Origin of the sequence: Reyranella sp. (assembly GCF_044224635.1) — a bacterium.
GTDB lineage: Bacteria > Pseudomonadota > Alphaproteobacteria > Reyranellales > Reyranellaceae > Reyranella.
Genome location: NZ_JBGAKA010000002.1, coordinates 95,527 through 112,972 on the forward strand (window position 1 = coordinate 95,527; position 17,446 = coordinate 112,972).

Annotated in this window: 16 protein-coding genes; 5 read left to right on the plus strand and 11 right to left on the minus strand. The window is 66.8% G+C overall.

Going from position 1 to position 17,446, the window contains the following annotated elements; all coding sequences use genetic code 11:
- Positions 1–6 precede the first annotated feature (6 nt).
- Both ACILR9_RS02235 and ACILR9_RS02240 read right to left on the minus strand, forming a co-directional pair.
- Positions 7–855: an AAA family ATPase gene (locus tag ACILR9_RS02235; protein WP_395708256.1), complete on the minus strand. Its 849-nt coding sequence runs from the start codon at positions 853–855 to the stop codon at positions 7–9.
- A 79-nt stretch (positions 856–934) separates the two neighbouring features.
- Positions 935–1,630: a cytochrome b/b6 domain-containing protein gene (locus tag ACILR9_RS02240; RefSeq protein WP_395708257.1), complete on the minus strand. Its 696-nt coding sequence runs from the start codon at positions 1,628–1,630 to the stop codon at positions 935–937.
- A 155-nt stretch (positions 1,631–1,785) separates the two neighbouring features.
- Between ACILR9_RS02240 and ACILR9_RS02245 the strand changes: the two genes are divergently transcribed.
- On the plus strand, positions 1,786–2,241 hold the full coding sequence (locus ACILR9_RS02245; RefSeq protein WP_395708258.1) for a c-type cytochrome: 456 nt from the start codon (positions 1,786–1,788) through the stop codon (positions 2,239–2,241).
- A gap of 97 nt (positions 2,242–2,338) precedes the next feature.
- On the opposite strand, the gene ACILR9_RS02250 is transcribed toward ACILR9_RS02245, so the two are convergent.
- Positions 2,339–2,989 carry a TetR/AcrR family transcriptional regulator gene (locus tag ACILR9_RS02250; RefSeq protein WP_395708259.1) on the minus strand — a complete coding sequence of 217 codons (651 nt, stop codon included), beginning with the start codon at positions 2,987–2,989 and terminating at the stop codon, positions 2,339–2,341.
- Positions 2,990–3,994: 1,005 nt separating this feature from the next.
- Here ACILR9_RS02250 and ACILR9_RS02255 point away from each other — a divergent pair.
- The 3 genes from ACILR9_RS02255 to ACILR9_RS02265 are packed head-to-tail and all read left to right on the plus strand — an operon-like array spanning position 3,995 to position 6,102.
- Positions 3,995–4,414 carry a hypothetical protein gene (locus ACILR9_RS02255; protein WP_395708260.1) on the plus strand — a complete coding sequence of 140 codons (420 nt, stop codon included), beginning with the start codon at positions 3,995–3,997 and terminating at the stop codon, positions 4,412–4,414.
- 5 nt (positions 4,415–4,419) lie between these two features.
- Complete coding sequence (locus tag ACILR9_RS02260) at positions 4,420–5,622, plus strand: tetratricopeptide repeat protein (protein ID WP_395708506.1); 1,203 nt, start codon at positions 4,420–4,422, stop codon at positions 5,620–5,622.
- A 21-nt stretch (positions 5,623–5,643) separates the two neighbouring features.
- A complete protein-coding gene (locus ACILR9_RS02265; protein ID WP_395708261.1) occupies positions 5,644–6,102 on the plus strand; it encodes an MmcB family DNA repair protein in 459 nt (152 codons plus the stop codon).
- 169 nt (positions 6,103–6,271) lie between these two features.
- Here the strand turns inward: ACILR9_RS02265 and ACILR9_RS02270 are convergent, their stop codons facing one another.
- From ACILR9_RS02270 to ACILR9_RS02290, 5 genes are all read right to left on the minus strand, one after another.
- A complete protein-coding gene (locus tag ACILR9_RS02270; protein ID WP_395708262.1) occupies positions 6,272–8,509 on the minus strand; it encodes a peptidase domain-containing ABC transporter in 2,238 nt (745 codons plus the stop codon).
- 309 nt (positions 8,510–8,818) lie between these two features.
- Positions 8,819–10,105 carry a methionine adenosyltransferase gene (gene metK / locus ACILR9_RS02275; protein WP_395708263.1) on the minus strand — a complete coding sequence of 429 codons (1,287 nt, stop codon included), beginning with the start codon at positions 10,103–10,105 and terminating at the stop codon, positions 8,819–8,821.
- Positions 10,106–10,329: 224 nt separating this feature from the next.
- Entirely contained in the window at positions 10,330–10,746 is a 417-nt protein-coding gene (locus tag ACILR9_RS02280) for a helix-turn-helix domain-containing protein (RefSeq protein ID WP_395708264.1), read from the minus strand.
- 267 nt (positions 10,747–11,013) lie between these two features.
- Positions 11,014–12,459 carry an apolipoprotein N-acyltransferase gene (lnt, locus tag ACILR9_RS02285; protein ID WP_395708265.1) on the minus strand — a complete coding sequence of 482 codons (1,446 nt, stop codon included), beginning with the start codon at positions 12,457–12,459 and terminating at the stop codon, positions 11,014–11,016.
- A 56-nt stretch (positions 12,460–12,515) separates the two neighbouring features.
- Complete coding sequence (locus ACILR9_RS02290; RefSeq protein ID WP_395708266.1) at positions 12,516–13,472, minus strand: hemolysin family protein; 957 nt, start codon at positions 13,470–13,472, stop codon at positions 12,516–12,518.
- A gap of 49 nt (positions 13,473–13,521) precedes the next feature.
- On the opposite strand from ACILR9_RS02290, the gene ACILR9_RS02295 reads away from it, so the two are divergent.
- A complete protein-coding gene (locus tag ACILR9_RS02295; RefSeq protein ID WP_395708267.1) occupies positions 13,522–14,352 on the plus strand; it encodes an aldo/keto reductase in 831 nt (276 codons plus the stop codon).
- 196 nt (positions 14,353–14,548) lie between these two features.
- On the opposite strand, the gene ybeY is transcribed toward ACILR9_RS02295, so the two are convergent.
- Genes ybeY through miaB form a run of 3 tightly spaced genes read right to left on the minus strand, consistent with a single transcriptional unit; the run spans position 14,549 to position 17,414 of the window.
- Positions 14,549–15,013, minus strand: coding sequence for an rRNA maturation RNase YbeY (gene ybeY / locus ACILR9_RS02300; protein WP_395708268.1), 465 nt, complete (start codon positions 15,011–15,013; stop codon positions 14,549–14,551).
- Positions 15,010–15,999: a PhoH family protein gene (locus ACILR9_RS02305; RefSeq protein ID WP_395708269.1), complete on the minus strand. Its 990-nt coding sequence runs from the start codon at positions 15,997–15,999 to the stop codon at positions 15,010–15,012. Before ACILR9_RS02305 ends, ybeY begins: the two co-directional genes overlap by 4 nt.
- The gene (gene miaB, locus ACILR9_RS02310) at positions 15,996–17,414 is read right to left on the minus strand and encodes a tRNA (N6-isopentenyl adenosine(37)-C2)-methylthiotransferase MiaB (RefSeq protein WP_395708270.1); all 1,419 of its coding nucleotides are present in this window, start codon (positions 17,412–17,414) and stop codon (positions 15,996–15,998) included. The genes ACILR9_RS02305 and miaB overlap by 4 nt, the downstream gene beginning before the upstream one ends.
- Positions 17,415–17,446 lie beyond the last annotated feature (32 nt).

Here is a 17,446-nt window from a genome sequence, read left to right on the forward strand (position 1 = left end):
GAATACTCACTGGCGCTGCTCTCTCCGCGCCATGAAGGCCAGGCGCTCGAACAGGTGGACGTCCTGCTCGTTCTTGAGCAGCGCGCCGTGCAGCGGCGGAATGAGCTGCTTGGAATCCTTGGAGCGCAGCGCCTCGGGCGGCATGTCCTCGACCATCAAGAGCTTCAGCCAGTCGAGCAGCTCGGAGGTCGACGGCTTCTTCTTGAGGCCAGGCACCTCGCGGATGTCGTAGAAGATGTTCAGGGCTTCGCGCAGCAGGTTGCGCTGCAGGTCTGGGAAATGGACGTCGACGATCTGGGTCATCGTCTCGCGGTCGGGGAAGCGGATGTAGTGGAAGAAGCAACGGCGCAGGAAGGCGTCGGGCAGCTCCTTCTCGTTGTTGGAGGTGATCATCACCACCGGGCGCTGCGCGGCCTTCACGACCTGCTGGGTCTCGTAGACGTAGAACTCCATGCGGTCGAGCTCGAGCAGCAGGTCGTTGGGGAACTCGATGTCGGCCTTGTCGATCTCGTCGATCAGCAGGACAGGCCGCTGCTCCGAGGTGAAGGCGTCCCACAGCTTGCCGCGCTTGATGTAGTTGGCGATGTCCTTGACGCGCTCGTCGCCGAGCTGCGAATCGCGCAGGCGGGAGACGGCATCGTACTCGTAAAGGCCCTGCATCGCCTTGGTGGTCGACTTGATGTGCCATTCGATCAGGGGTGCGCCGATCGCCTTGGCCACCTCGTGGGCCAGCACCGTCTTGCCGGTGCCGGGCTCGCCCTTGATCAGCAACGGCCGCTGGAGCGCGATGGCCGCATTCACCGCCACGCGCAGATCATCGCTGGCCACATACGAGTCGGTACCGGTAAATTTCATGATGCAAAATCCAAGTTCACGGGATTGAAAAACACCCTAGTGGTCGCCTTTCCTGGCAGCAAGACACCTCCCGGGCGTCCTACCGCACGACGAAGTAGACGATGGCACCGGCAACCACGAGCAGGGACAGCGCCAGGCGGCCCGACGCGAAGCCGAGCGTCGGCACCGGCTGGCCCGGCGGCACGACATGGGCGCGCGGCTTGTGGCCGGTGACCATCGCGCCGATCAGGTTCTGCCGCTTCCACACGAGATAACCGAGCGAGGCCAGCACGTGCAGGCCGACCAGCCACAGGAGCACGGTGACCCAGGATTTGTGGAAGTACGTCAGTCGGTCGACCCATTTGTCGACGATCAGGTTGGCGAGCGGGCCGTTCACGGTGCCGAGGTCGGTGTCGGCCGAGAACAGGCCGGCCACCGCCTGGGCGAGCACCGCGAAGATCAGCACGACGACCATGGCGCCGCCCGCCGGGTTGTGGCCCGCCTCGTAGGTCGGCCGTCCGGCCGCGAGGTTCCTCAGGTACGCGAGGCCCGCGACCGGGCCTTTCACGAAATACGAGAAGCGCGCCGTCGTGCTGCCGACGAAGCCCCAGGCGATACGAAACAGCAGCAAGGTGAGGATCGCGTAGCCGGACCAGAAATGCAGCTTCATCCAGTCGCCGCCGGCACGCCCGCTGAAATAGGACGCCGCCATCAGGATCACGAGTGCCCAATGGAACAGGCGTACTGGAAGGTCCCAGACCTTGATCCTCACGTCGCTGATCTTGCTGTCGGCCATGGCGAGTCCGCTCCCCCAAGTGTCAACCACACGCAGTCGTGATGGCCCGTCATTGCCTGCCCTGTTCGCTTTGACGCCAACCTCTGCAACAAATATTGGCCCGTCGGGACGCAGCTTGCCTGCCGGTCGTAACGATTTCAAAGGGGATGGCCACCATGAAAAGGATTGTTGTCGTAGCCGCAATCAGCGCGCTCGCCGCGGGAGCGATGGCGGGAGGCGCGACGGTCGCCTTCGCGCAAGCCGACGTGATCAAGCAGCGGCAGGACAACCGGAAGGCAGCCGGCGCCGCGATGCGGGCCATCAAGGGCATCATCGACGCCAAGGGCGACACCAAGGGCGCCGTCGAGCAGGCCGCCAAGCTCAAGGAGCTCGAGCTCGCCTTCGTGAAGATGTTCCCCGCAGGCTCCGACAAGGGCGAGACCAAGGCCCTGCCGGTGATCTGGACCGACTGGGCGGGCTTCGAAGCAGCCAACAAGGCCTCCCTCGCCGCCTACGACAAGCTCGCCGTTGCCGCCGGCTCGGGTGATCTGGCGGCGCTCACCGCCGCGTTCGGCGACACCGGCAAGGCGTGCGGTGCCTGCCACGACAAGTTCCGCGCCAAGGCGAACTGAGCAGCAGGCTGACGCTTCATCATCGAAGCGCGTTCTCTCTCATATTCCTCCCCCGTCATCGGGGGAGGAGAGCAAGAGCCTTTCAGGGCAATGCTGGTCAGGACAACGCTGGCCGCGGCTGCTCGGCGATGAAGGCCCGCTGCACGATGGCGCCGGCAGTGTAGCGCCAGGTGCGCGACGCCCGGCCTGCCGACAGGCGAAGCTGGGCCCTGAGGTTCATCCAGCTGTCGAGGCCAAACGCAGCATCGAGCGAATCGAGCACGAGATTGCGCGAATCAGGGTCGAGAGCGCCAAGCTCGAGGGCAAAGCACGTCGCCAGGCGTTCGCGCAGAACCTTGCGGAACTGCACGACCCCGACACCGACGGGCGGCGCGATGCCGCGGACGCGCTCGGCAAAATGCCACAACGGCAACCATTCCTCGAACAGCCGGGCGCGATCCGACACCAGCAGCTCGACCCGATTGGCGAGCGGCGTCGCGCTGTCGACCGGCCGTACCAGATCGAGCACGCGCTTGACTGCCAGGTCGAAGGCAGCAGCGTACAGGTCGGCAAGGCTGGGGAAGTGGTGGGTCAGGGTCGTCCGGGAAATTCCCGAGATCGTGGCGACGGCCGCCGCCGTCGGCTCGCCGTCCCCGGCCTGGATCAAGTCCAACGTCGTCTGGACCAACGTCCGTCTGACGCCCTCGTCGCGGCCGATGCGGTTGGTCTGCAAGCCGGCGAGCGGGACGGGAAATCCGATGATTTTCATGTCGACGCCACGAGATTAGCTATTGCCTTTACCCAAAGCACTGTACCACGGTTGGATGCGCCTATAACTTGCAAAAATGCATATCTAGAGAGTGCAGAGTTCCGTTTTTAAAGGGGTCTGACCACTTGAGATAGGCATTTATGGTAATTCTCATATCCATCCAGCCGCACCGGACGCGCGACGGGCGCGGCGTGAAAGAGCGCCGGCAGCCACAATTTTTCGCATGCAGCTAAGCGACTGAAAAGACGCGGGGAACGGTATCATCGATGCCACAAACGCGATCGATGCCAGACATACGAAAGGCCGGCCGCTTGGGGAACGACCGGCCTTCCTTAGAAGCCCGCCTGGGTGTGGGGTTATCGAAGCCTTGGGGTGTGTGGGAAGGAGGCTTCGATGAGCGGCTTGGGAGGCCGCCGGCGGGCTATCTGATAAACACCTTCAGCGAGAGCGGGTTGCTGATCTCGCCATTGAACCTTTTCAAGAACCTTTCTCTCGTGAGCGGTACGTCTTTGATAGAGGTCACCCTAACAAATGCATTAACCCTTCGGCACCTGCATTATTGCATATCTACTCTTGGCAGCGTCCTGGATTTGCCCGTAATTACTGCCTATTGCCTTCAGCAGATAGACAGAAATCAGCATGCAGGCAGCGTGTCGATTCCGGGCTTCAGAAGGATTTTTTCCTTTTCTAACAAACTGTTAGCGCATAGAACCTCATCCCGGCACATGTCGCCTCACTGCAAATAGTGTAAAAAATTTCTGATAGCCACGCAAAATTGCACATAAATTTCACCAGGGTCACGACTTCGCCACCCTTTGGTGGTCTAGTTCACGCTTCGCTGTCTGATCAGTCCGCATTCCATGGTAGAGGGGCGGGTCACCGTCCTGCCACGGCCCGTCCGACCATCGTTTCCGGGAGTTCCGATTCGTGCGATTCGTCCATTCCTGCCGAGCGTTGCCCGCGCTCCTCGCTCTCTCCGCGGCAGTGGTCCTGTATGCCAGTCCAGTGCTTGCCGGCTTCGAGGAAGGCCTCAAGGCCTTGCAGGCGGGCGATGTCGCCACTGCGGAGAAGGAGCTTCAGCTCCTGGTCAAGGAACGCGACCCGCGCGCCCAGTTCATCGCCGGCCTTTATATCTACGGCAACCCCGACACCAAATTCTACGACGTCAACAAGGCGACCCCGATGCTGCTCGACGCGGCCGAGCGCGGCTACGTGCCGGCGATGTTGCCGCTGGCCGGCGCCTATGCCGAAGGCAAGGGTGTCCCGAAGAGCCCGGCCGAGGCCTACAAATGGATCGCCATCGCCGAGCGCTGGAATGCACCGGTGGCGCCACAATCCTTCGAGCAGCTGGCCCGCGAGATGAAGCCGGAGGAGATCGAGAAGGCCAAGGCGGACGCGCTCGCCTACACGTTCAAGACCAAGTGACCCTGATGATCCGGGCAGCGCTGTTGGCAGCTCTGCTCGCTGCCGCGGGCGCCGCGCAGGCGCAGGACAATTCCGATGTCGCCGCGCCGCTGCGCGGCGCCGTTGCCGCCTATCGCAACGGCGACCTCGCGTCGGCAGAGGCCAGCCTGCGCCCCATGGCAGCGAGCAACGCCGACGCCGAGGCGTGGCTCGGCGCCGTGTTGCTGGAGCGTGGTGCCGATCGCGAGGCGCTGCGCCTCATCCAGCGTGCCGCCGATGCGGGCTCGAGCGAGGGAGCCCATCGGCTGGCGCTGATCTACGCCCAAGGCCTCGCCGGGACGACGCGCAACGATGGCCGCGCCTACGAGCTCTTCCTCAAGGCCGCCTCGGCCGGGCATGCGCGCGCCCAACTCAATCTCGGTATCCTTTTCCTGCGCGGGCAGGGCGTGACGCGCGATCTCGTGCAGGCTCGCGCTTGGCTTGAGAAGGCGGCGGCGGACGGCGATCCGCTGGCGCTCTATGCGCTGGGCCGCGCCATGGATGAAGGCAGCGACCAGATCCCGGCCGATCCGGTCCGCGCAGCCGACTTGTTCCGCCGCGCCGCCGAGAAGGGCCACATGCTGGCGGCACTACGCTACGGGCTGGCGCTCAGCGAAGGCGTCGGCCTGAAGCGCGATCCCGTGGCGGCGCAACGCTGGCTGATCCTTGCCCAGGACAACGGCGTGCCCGAGGCGGCGCTGGCGCTGGGCGACATGGCGGCGCGCACGCCGGCATCGCGCGACAAGGCCGCCAACGAGAAGGTCGTGCAAGCGGCGCTGAGCTGGTACCAGGTTGCCGCCCAGGGCGGCGTGCCGTCAGGCCAGTTCAAGCTCGCCAATGCCTACTTTGCCGGCGTCGGCGTGGCGCGCGATCCGGCCCAGGCGCAGATGTGGTACACGCGCGCCGCCCAGCAGGGGCTGCCGCAGGCCCAGCACGCACTCGGCCTCATGCTGATCGGCGGCATCGCCGGCCAAAGCGATCCGGTCGAAGGGTACAAGTGGCTGGTGCTGGCCGAGCGTGGCGGCCATCCCGATTCGCGCCCGGCGCGCGAGAAGGCAGGCGAGCAGCTCGCCGAGCGTGATCGCAAGCGCGCCGACGCGCTGGCGCAGAGCTTCAAGCCCGTTCTCGAGCGGCCGATCGACTCGGCGCCGCCGCGTCTCGCGGCGCCACGCCCCTTGCCGGCCCGCTGACCGGGCGCCACGCGACAGGCGATGACGACGATCGAGCGGCAGATGCGCCCGGAGCTGACCTTGGCGGTCTGCCGCGGTGCCAGCCGCCTGATGCGCCAGACCGGTCATTCGGTGCTGCTCGAAGTGCCGCTGCCCGACGGGCGGCGGGCCGATATCGTCGCCATCGCCCGCGCCGGCGAGCTGGCGATCGTCGAGGTGAAATCCTCGATCGAGGATTGGCGCGTCGACGCCAAGTGGCCCGACTATCTCGGTTGGTGCGATCAGCTGTTCGTCGCCGTGCCGATCGATTTCCCGCAGGCGCTGATTCCCGTCGAGGTCGGCCTGATCGTCGCCGATGCCTATGGCGGCGAGATCCTGCGCCCACCGACGCGCCGGCCGGTAGCCGCGGCGCGGCGCAAGGCCCTGCTGGTCGATTGCGCCCGGCTGGCCTCCGAGCGGCTGGCCCGGCTGGCCGACCCGGAGTTCGTCGAGATCGGGTGAGCGGCAAGCGCCACATTCGACTTATCGAGCGATCATGCCTCGCTCATGTCATCCTGAGCGCCGCGAAGGATCCCATCGCCAGTCCTTGCGGAGGTCTCCGTGTCAAGCGGCGATGAGGTCCTTCGCGGCGCTCAGGACGACAGTGACCTTCGCGGCTTCGACCGTTGCGCTACAACCGCAGCATCGCGCCCGAGGCGCGCCGCGCGATCGACCCAGTGCGCGCCGTTTCGCCGGCGCTGGCCTCGGCCATGCGCAGGCGGGCATAGGCCATGATCTCGCTGGGCGGGCCGGTGCGCTCGATGCCGCCCGCCATGACCAGGGCGACGCGGTCGGCGATGGCGAGTGGGGCCAGGCGATGGGTGATCATGATCACCGTGCGGCCGCGCGCATTGGCCTTGAGCTGGCGCAGCAGCCGCTCCTCGGTGGCCGGATCGAGGGCGCTCGTCGCCTCGTCGAGGACGAGGATGCGCGGATCGCGCACCAGCGCCCGGGCGATGCAGAGCAGCTGGCGCTGGCCCATCGACAGGCCGCGGCCGTGCTCGCCCAGCACCGTATGATAGCCCTGCGGCAGGCGCTGGATGAATTCGTGGGCGCCGACGAATCTGGCCGCCGCGACGATGCGGCCGGGATCCTTGTCGACCAGGCCGAGCGCGATGTTCTCGCTGATGGTCCCGGCAAACAGCTGGACGTCCTGCGGCACGCAGCCGAAACAGGCGCGCAATCGCGTCGGCGGCAAATGCGCGATGTCGTCGCCGTCGATCGTCACGCGGCCGCTGGTCGGCGCGATCAGGCCCTGCAGAAGATTGGCGATGGTGGTCTTGCCCGACCCGGAGGGGCCGACCAGCCCGATGATCTCGCCGGCTGCGATCGTCAGATCGATGTCGTGAAGGATCGGCGGCGCCGCCTCGTCGAGGCGATAGGCGACGCGGTCGAGCGCGATCTCGCCGGACACGACGGAAGGCGGCGCGAACCCGGCATTTGCCGGCTCGGTTGCCTCGCGCATCAAGGCATCGATGCGGCTGGCGGCGGCGGCGACCGACTGCAACTGAGGCCATGCCGCCGCGAGCTGGCGCATCGGTTGCAGCGCCCGTATCGCCAGCATGTTCGCTCCGACCAGCGCGCCCACGGTCAGGCGATGGTCGAGCACGGCGTCGGCGCCGATGGCAAGGATAGCAAGCGCCGCCACCAGCTGAAGCGTTCCCGACGCGTTCGCGACCACCGCCGCGACGCCGCCGGCGCGCTCGCTCGCCTGGGCCGACTGCTCGACCCGCACCTGCCAGCGCCGCTCGATCTCGGCCTCGATGCCCACGGCCTTGACGGTCACCATGTTGGCAATGGCTTCGGACAAGGCCGAGCTCTTGGCGGCCTGCGCCCGGAAGCTCTCGTCGGCCAGGCGGCGCTGACTGCGTTGGGTGGCCAGCGAGAGGGCGAGCATCAGCGCAACCGCCAGACTCGCGACCAATCCCAGCGTCGTGTCGAGCGCGAAGGTTGCTCCCAGGAACAGCAGCGCAAAGACGATGTCGATGGCCAGCGCCGGAAGCTGGCTGGTCAGGAAACCGCGCAGGACGTCGAGCTGGCGCAGCTGCTCGGCGACGATTCCGGAGGGCGTGCGCTCGAAATGGCGGTAGGGCAGCTGCATCAGGTGATGCAGCACCTCGCCGTTCAGGTTGATGTCGAGACGGCCGCCGGCGCGCGCCGTCAGGCGGCTGCGCAGCGCGCGCAGCCCGAAATCGAGCGCGTAGGCTGCGAGCAGGCCAAGGCAGAGCAGGCTCACCGTGCGGGCAATGTCGGCTGGCGCGTCCGTACCGGCCAGCCGATTGAGCACCAGCATCATGACCAGCGGAGTCGCAAGGCCAAGCAGGTTGATCGCCAGAGACGCGGCGGCAAGCTTCAGCATGGCCTGAGGCAAGCGCCGCCACAGCGGCCTATGCCAGGCATCGCCCGACTGTGCCGGTGGCTTCTCCCGCAGCGCCAGCACGCGCCGGCCCAGCCTCATCACCTGCCGGCGCGACAGGCGTCGGGCGTGGCCGTCGACAACATCGAGCGCCACCCAGCTGTCGCTCCGCCCGGCGACGATCACATGCGTCATGCGATCGGTCGCCACGACGGCGAACGGGATCGCGATCTCGTCCAGGTCATCGTCTTCGAGATCAGCCGCGTGGACCGCAAGCCCCAAACGCTCGCCGACCGTCACGAAAACCTGCTCGTCGACGCCGGTCGGCGGCACCACCGCCAGCCGGCTGAGCTCAGGCTCGCCCAGCGGCCGCCCCGCCTGCTGGGCAAGGAAAAGCAGCGCGCGCAGGAGGGCGTCGACCGGCCGGCCCTCGGCCGGCTGGCTCCCAGGCGGCTGTCCAATGTCGCCGGCCCGATCCCCGGACCGCAATCCGCCGTCCTCGAGACGGGCCATCCGCCGTCAGCTCCGCGAGCGTTCCAGGAACCCTGATCCTAGATAAAATATACTAAAAATCAACTATTTAGGGGGAACTGCCTGATCTTTCAATGGCAGTGCAAGCGGGGTCGCTCGGCCTCACCCGACCTCCTCTCGGCGCCTAAAGGTCAGTCCAACCTGCGGAAGCCGCGCGAGATACATTGATAGGCATGAGTGCCACGACGCGGCGCTGCCCAATGGAGAATGCGCGCGCGAAGGTTGGTTGTTGCAAAGGCAATTCCGTCCGGCTGTTCCAGCCGAACGGAACGTGCTCTGGCAGCCGCTGGGCTAGCGCGCACCGAAGGCGCGCTTGAGCTCGGGCACCAGATCGATGCGCTCCCACGAGAAGCCGCCGTCCTTCTCGGGCTTGCGGCCGAAATGGCCGTAGGCTGCCGTGCGCCTGTAGATCGGCTTGTTGAGCTGCAGCGTGCGGCGGATGTGGGTCGGTCGCAGCGGGAAGATGTCGGACAGCACCTTCTCGAGCTTGCGCTCGTCGACCTTGCCGGTGCCTTGGGTGTCGACATAGAGCGACATCGGGTCGGCGACCCCGATGGCGTAGGCGACCTGGATCAGGCAGCGGTCGGCGAGGCCCGCCGCCACCACGTTCTTGGCAAGGTACCGGGCAGCGTAGGCGGCCGAGCGATCGACCTTGGTTGGATCCTTGCCGGAGAATGCGCCGCCGCCGTGCGGCGCAAAGCCGCCGTAGGTGTCGACGATGATCTTGCGCCCGGTGAGGCCGCAATCGCCGTCCGGTCCGCCGACCACGAAATTGCCCGTCGGATTGACGAAGAAGTCGGATGCCTTCTTGGGCATCCAGCCCTTGGGCAGCGACTTCGCCACATGGCTGGAGATCATCTCCTTGATCAACCCAGAATTGTACTTCTTGCCCTTGGCGCTGGCCTCGCGGTGCTGGGTGGAGACCACAACCTTGGTCGCACCGACTGCCTTGCCGTCGACGTAGCGCACGGTGACCTGGCTCTTGGCGTCGGGCTGCAGGTCGGGCAGCTCTCCGGAACGGCGCGCCTTGCTCAGCACCTCGAGGATCTTGTGCGAGAAATAGATCGGCGCCGGCATGAAGGAGCCCTTCTCGTACTCCTCGCTGTCGCGGCAGGCGAAGCCGAACATCAGGCCCTGGTCGCCTGCGCCTTCCTGCTCGCCCTGGTTGCCGCCCTTCTTCTTGGCGTCGACGCCCATGGCGATGTCGGGCGACTGGCCGTGCAACAGCACCTCGATGTCGGCGCCATGGTAACTGAAGCCCACCTGGTCGTAGCCGATGTCGCGCACCACCTCGCGGGCGATCTCGGCGAGCGCCTCGCGATTGACGATGGTGTGCTTGCCGTACTTGCGCATGTACGGCTCGGAGGCGCGGCCTTCGCCGGCGACGACGATCTTGTTGGTGGTGGCGAGCGTCTCGCAGCCCAACCGTGTGTTGGCATGGCTGTCGTCGGCATGGCCAAGCTTCACATCATTGCCGATGAAGGCATCGAGAATGGCGTCCGAAATCTGGTCGCAGACCTTGTCCGGATGACCTTCCGAAACCGATTCACTCGTAAAAAGGAAATCCTTGAGCGCCAAGGCAGCCCTCCCACAGTTCGCACTGGACTCCGGGCAGGGCGGCAACGGGCCGCCAAAGTCCGGCTTAGCCTTTATTGTCGCGGTGGCAAGTCGTCCAAATCCGTCCGCGGCGACGTCGCCCATCGACGCCGCGTCGCTAAAAACTCCAGATGCCTGGGGAAATCAAGAGCCTCTCTGCCGCTGTCCCCTGCATCCTTCGTGCGGCGGGGGGCGACGGTCGTGCCTCAGCGGGCCTTCTTGCCGCCCAGCACCTCGGCGTGGCTCGCCGCGCCGACGGATTTCACCATCTCGAAGATGCGCTTGCGCACGCGGCCTTCGCGAATCTTGTAGTAGGCGCGCACCAACTCGAGCGTTTCCCGTTTGATCAGGGGATCCTTCTCCTGCTCGAAAGGTGTGCCTGCCTCGCCAAAGCCGCCCTTGCGGCCGCGACCCGACATCGGCCGCCCGGACAGGACATTCGATGGCATCTCGTCGAAGAAGTACGACACCGGCACGTCGAGCACCTTGGAGAACTCGAACAGGCGGCTCGACCCGATGCGGTTGGAGCCTCTCTCGTATTTCTGGATCTGCTGAAAGGTCAGTCCGACCGCCGTCCCGAGCTTTTCCTGGCTCATTCCGAGGAGGGTGCGGCGTTGACGCATGCGCGCCCCGACATGAACGTCAACCGGATGTGATCTTGCCATTTCTCCTACCTTTTCGCCGCCACCCTGCGGAGCTTCGTCGAAGTTGTAAAAGCCTCAAAAAATACAACCAGGACGTTTGCTTTGTTGTCCTTACGTCCATGCATTTATGCATATCTGCACGCGAAAGCTGCATATTAGATAAGCCCGCACGCCAATTAATGCAAGCCAAACGTGAGTTCAGCCATAGATAACGTGGTTTTAGCCACAGAGTTCCAGGGAACCGTGTCATTTTTGCCGAACAAAGAACACGGCGGCCAGGAGCAGGCCGAGGGCCAGGGTGGTCCAATCGCCCCACCGACCGTAAGGCGTCATATCACGTGCGCCTGGCAACCTATGGTCGAGCACGCCGGTTTGCTCCATTCCGAGCGAGGCCACAACCTGCCCATAGGCATCGATTACCGCTGAGATGCCGGTATTCGCCGCCCGCATCATCGGCAGCCCTTCCTCGATGCTACGCAGGCGTGCGCTCGTCAGGTGTTGGAAAGGCCCGCTCGATACCCCGAACCAGGCATCGTTGGTGATGTTCAGGAGCCAGCGCGGCCGGCCCGCGGGACCAGTCACGGCGCCGGGGAAAATGACCTCGTAGCAGATCACGGGCGAGAATGGCGGCAGTCCTTCGAGCGCGAGAGTCACGCGAGAATCGCCCTCCTCGAACGACCCGCGGCCGATCAGCCCCGAGACCGGCGCCAGTTGACGGCGAAACGGGATGTACTCGCCCAGCGGCACCAGATGGACCTTGTCGTAGGTCGCGACGATGGCGGCCGCGCGATCGACCACGAGCAGGGAATTCCACACGCCGTCCTCCCTGGGCCGGTTGGTGGTGCGCGCGGCGCCGGTCAGCAGGAGGCCGTTGGGCGGGACGGCGCGCGCCATGATCGCCAGGGCCTCTCCGCCCGGCGCGATCACCAGAGGCGGTGCCGTTTCCGGCCAGATCACCGCCGCAAGACCGTCGAAGCCCGGCTGCCGGCTCAGCTCGACGAGCTTTGCCAGGTGCTGCTCCACAAGCTCGGGCCGAAATTTCTCGGCCTGCGGCGTGTTGGGCTGCACGATGCGCAGCATCGGTCCGGCGTCGGGCAACGGCACCATGAGCCACTGGCCGGCCAGGCCGCCGAGCCCGAGCGCAACCAGGGCGGCGATCGACGCGCGCCATCCGAGAACCGGTGCGGCCAGGACGAGGAAGCTCAGCAGGCCGAGACCATAGACCCCGACCACCGCGGCCCCCTGCAGCAGCGGCGTGGCAAAGGCCCAGACATGGGCCAGCGGGTTCCATGGAAAGCCGGTGAAGACATGGCCGCGCAGCCACTCGGCCGCCGTCCAGGCGAGCGCCAGCACCAGCACGCGACGGTAGCGGCCGTCGAAGCGCGGCCAGCGCCCGACCAGCCAGCGTGCGACGCCGGCGGCCAGCCCGGGGAAGAAACCGAGCACCAGGGCGAGGCCGGTCACGATCGGTACGCCGAGGGGCGCGTAATCGGCCGGCGGCACGAAAAACGCCTCGACGATCCAGTACGAGCCCACGGCAAAATGGCCGAAGCCCCAGGCCAGGCCGCGCACGAACGCGGCCCGCGGCCCGGGCGCCGTCTGCCACAACCACACGAAGGCCACGATGCCGATGACGGCGAGCGGCAGCCAATAAAGCGGCGGCATCGCCAGGGCAGCGAGCGCGCCGGCCAACAAACTCGCGCCAGCTGCGCGCCATCCGACGAGTTTCATGCTGTACGGTGCAAGGATCAGGCGGTCGGTGATTCAACGACGGCAGGCGGCCGCACCCGCAGGCGGCGGATGCGCCGCGGATCGACGTCGAGGACCTCGAACTCGACACCCGACGGATGGCGCACGACCTCGCCGCGCTCGGGAATGCGACCGAGCAGCGAGAAGATCAGGCCGCCCACGGTATCGATCTCGCGCCGTTCGTCGTCCGACAGGACGCGGCCGATCTCCTGCTCGAGCATCTCGATCGGCGTGCGACCGTTGACGTCGAGCGTGCCGTCGACCCGCCGCGCCAGGGTCGGCGGCTGGGCGACATCGTGCTCGTCCTCGATCTCGCCGACGATCTCCTCGACCAGATCCTCGATGGTGAGCAGACCGTCGGTGCCGCCGAACTCGTCGACCACCAGCGCCATGTGGGTGCGCGAACGGCGCATGTCGAGCAGCATGTCGAGCACCGGCAGGGTCGGCGCGACGAACACCACGCGGCGCAATATGTCGCGCAGATTGAACTTCTTCGCCGTGCCCCAATAGGCCAGGACGTCCTTGATGTGGATCATGCCGATCACGTCGTCGAGCGATTCGCGATAGATCGGATAGCGCGAATGGGCTTCCGACTGGATCAGGCGCACGACCTCGTCGAGCGGCGTGTCGGCGGCGATCGCGACGATGTCGACGCGCGGCACCATGACGTCGGCCACCGTCTTGTCGCGCAGCTTCAGGATGTTGGCGAGCAGGACACGCTGATCCTCGCTGATCGGCGTATCGCTCTCCGGCGTCTCCTCGATCAGTTCCTCGATCGCCTCGCGGACAGCCTCGTTCTTCTCGCGCCGCCTGAGGCGACGCAGGATGGCACGCAGGAGGCCGCCGGTAGAGGGAACGTCGGACGGGGGCGTCGCGGCTGGCGACGCCGGCGATTCACCTGACGAAGCCGGGCCAACCAGGCCCGGCCGCGTTGGGTGCGCTGTGGAATCAGGCATGGCTGGTAAGATAGGCTATCGCCCGTGCGTTGCAATCGTGGGGTTCTTGATGCGTTCCTGCAAGCTTCCCTCCGGGGCGGCCATGCCGATCCTGGGACTTGGCACTTGGCGCATGGGCGAAAGCGCGCGGCGGCGCAATGACGAGCTCGATGCGCTCAAGTACGGTCTCGATCTCGGCTACCCGATGATCGACACGGCGGAGATGTACGGCGACGGCGAGGCCGAGAAGATCGTCGGCCAGGCGATCACCGGCCGCAGCCACCGCCCCTACATCGTGAGCAAGGTCTATCCGCACAACGCCACGCGCAGCGGCACGGTTGCCGCCTGCGAGCGCAGCCTGAAGCGCCTCGGCATCGAGCGCATCGACCTCTACCTGCTGCACTGGCGCGGCAGCGCCCGCCTCGCCGAGACATTCGAGGCTTTCCATCGCTTGCGCGAGCAGGGAAAGATCGCCGATTTCGGCGTAAGCAATTTCGACCACGATGACATGCAGGATGCCGCGACGCTCGACAACGGGCTCACCGGGACCAACCAGGTTCTCTACTGCTTGTCGCGCCGCGGGCCTGAGTTCGACCTGCTGCCGGCGCTGCGCGAGCGCGCCATCCCGCTGATGGCGTACTCGCCGCTCGACCAGGGCGGCCTGCTGCGCAAACCGGCCATGGCCAAGCTCGCCGAGGAGGCCGGCTGCACGCCGGCCCAGCTGGCGCTCGCCTGGCTGCTGGCGCAACCGGGAGTCGTCACCATCCCCAAGTCGGCGAGCCGCGAGCGCGTGAAGGAGAATCTCGGAGCGCTCGACGTCACCCTCTCGCCCGACCTGCTGGCCAGGCTCGACCGCGCCTTCCCCCCGCCTCGCGGCCGCCAGCCGCTGGAGATGCTGTAGGCGCGGACAGAATCATTGCTGGGACCGCGCCACTCCAGTGGCGCTCATGTTTCCTCCCAACGCAGTCGGGGAGGTGTCCGCGTCTTCGCCGACGGAGGGGTCATGAGCCTCAGGCTCAAGCCTCTCCCATGACTCATGACCCCTCCGTCGCCGTAAGACGGCGACACCTCCCCACGCATAGCGTGGGGAGGAGAATCTAATACGGATCCGCGATTCCCAATCGCGCCAGCACGCGGCGTTCGAGGGCTTCCATGCGGTCGGCGTCGGCGTCGTTGTCGTGATCGTAGCCGACCAGGTGCAAGGTGCCGTGGACCACGAGATGGCTCACATGGTCGGCCGCCGTCTTGGCTTGTTCGCGAGCCTCGCGCCACACCGTCTGGCGGGCCAGCACGATGTCGCCCAGGAAGGCCCGCTCGCCCGAGGGATAGGACAGCACGTTGGTCGGCTTGTCCTTCTTGCGGTCGCGCGCATTGAGCGCGCGCACACGCCGATCGTCAGCCAGCGCAATCGTGAGCGAACGCCTGCCCGATCGTCGCGCGCCGACAAGTGCGGCGCGCGCGGCACGCCGCACCAGGCGCTCCACTCCCGGCAAGGCGCGCTGCCACGCCGCGTCGAGCAGCACCACGTCGCAGTACACCGCGAGGCCGGCGGGTGCCGTCAACGGCGCTCGTCTTTCGCGCGCTGGTCGCGCTGATCGTAGGCCTCGACAATGCGCGTCACCAGGTCGTGGCGGACGACGTCCTTCGAGGTCAGCCGCACGAAGCGCACGCCGTCGACCGCGCTCAGCGTGTCGACCGCATCGATCAGGCCCGAACGCTGGTTGCCCGGCAGGTCGGTCTGGCTGGGATCGCCGGTGATCACCATGCGCGAGCCTTCGCCAAGCCGGGTCAGGAACATGCGCATCTGCATCGGCGTGGTGTTCTGCGCCTCGTCGAGGATGACGAAGCAATGGGCCAACGTACGGCCGCGCATGAAGGCGAGCGGGGCGATCTCGATCTCACCCGATTCCATGCGGTTGGCGATCTGCTCGGCCGGCATCATGTCGTGCAGCGCGTCGTAAAGCGGCCGCAGGTAGGGATCGATCTTCTCCTTCATGTCGCCCGGCAGGAAGCCCAGCCGCTCGCCGGCCTCGACGGCCGGCCGCGACAGCACGATGCGCTCGACCTTGCCGGCCAGCAGCAGCGACACGCCCATGGCGACGGCGAGATAGGTCTTGCCGCTGCCCGCCGGGCCCAGCGCGAACACCATGTCGCGCTCGCGCAGCGCGGCGAGGTAGCCGCGCTGGCCGGGCGAGCGCGCCTGCACGGTGCGGCGACGGGTGCGGATGCCCTCGTCCTCGCCGGTCTCGGCGCCGGTGCGAGCGAAGCGCACGGCGGCATCGACGTCGGCCATCTCGATCGACAGGCCGCGCTTCAGGCGCTCGTAGAGACGGCCGATCGCCTTGTGGGCGACCGCGGCATCCTCGGGCACGCCGGCGATCGAGAGCTGGTTGCCGCGCGCGCTCAGCTGCACGCCGGCAAGCTGCTCGATACGCACCAGATGGCGGTCGTGATTGCCGTACAACACCGCCACCAGGGCGTTGTCGTCGAACGTCATGCGACGCACGTCGGCCGAACGACCGCCTGCGCTCGCCGACGAATCGCTCATGCGGCCTGCTCGCGGGCCACGCCGGCGAGCTCGCCTGCCAGGCTGTTGGCATGACCCGCCGTCAGGCGGACTTCGGCGATCCGGCCGATCAGGCGCAAAGTCCCCTCGAGATGAACCGACTGCAGCCACGGCGTCTTGCCGACGATCTGGCCGGGCTTGCGACCGATCTCGGCAAGCAGCACCGGCACGATCCGGCCGACCTTCGACTGGTTGAAGGCGCGCGCCTGCTTGACCAGCAGGCTCTGCAGCGCCGCCAGCCGCGCCGTCTTGACCGCCTCGGGAACCTGGTCCGGCAGCGCCGAGCCGGGTGTCCCGGGCCGGCGGCTGTACTTGAAGGAGAAGGCCGAGGCGAAGCCCACCTGGTCGACCAGCTGCATCGTGGCGTCGAAGTCGGCGTCGCTCTCGCCCGGGAAACCGACGATGAAATCGGACGACAGGGCGAGATCGGGCCGCGCCGCACGCAGGCGATCGACCAGCCCCAGGAACAGGTCGCGGCCATGCCGGCGATTCATCGCCGCCAGGATGCGATCCGAGCCCGACTGCACCGGCAGGTGCAGGTACGGCATGAGCTGCGGCACGTCGCGATGGGCGGCGATCAGATCGTCGTCCATGTCGCGCGGATGCGAGGTGGTGTAGCGCAGGCGGGCCAGCCCCTCGATCTCGGCCAGCGCCTGGATCAGGCGGGCCAGCGACCACGTCGCCCCGTCGGGTCCCTCGCCGTGATAGGCGTTGACGTTCTGGCCGAGCAGGGTGATCTCGATCGCGCCCGCCGCGACGAGCGTGCGCGCTTCGGCGAGCACCGCCGCCGCCGGACGCGAATACTCGGCGCCGCGCGTGTAGGGCACGACGCAGAACGTGCAGAACTTGTCGCAGCCTTCCTGGATCGACAGGAAGGCCGATCCGGCGCGCACGCCGTGCGGCGCCGGCAGATGGTCGAATTTGCTCTCGGCCGGAAAGTCCGTGTCGAGCACGCCGGCGCCCGGCAGGCGCTTGCCGGCGCGCTTCAGCGCCGCCTTGCGCTCGGCCTCGGCGAGAAGCTCGGGCAGGCGGTGATAGGCCTGGGGACCGACGACGATGTCGACCGCCGGCTGGCGACGCACCATCTCCTCGCCTTCGGCCTGGGCGACGCAGCCCGCCACGGCGATCGTGAGGTCGCGACCGGCCCCACGCCGCTCCTGCTTGACGTCGCGCAGGCGGCCGAGCTCGGAATAGACCTTCTCCGAAGCGTGCTCACGAATGTGGCAGGTGTTCAGAACCGCGAGATCGGCCTGCTCGACCGAATCGGCCAAGCCATAGCCCAGCGACCCCAGGAGATCGGCCATGCGGTCGGAATCGTAGACGTTCATCTGGCACCCGTAGGTGCGGATGAACACGCGCTTGCGCTGCCGCTGTGAATCGGGGCGGACGTCCGTCATCTGTCTCCGTTGCTGGAACGGCGGCTTTCTAA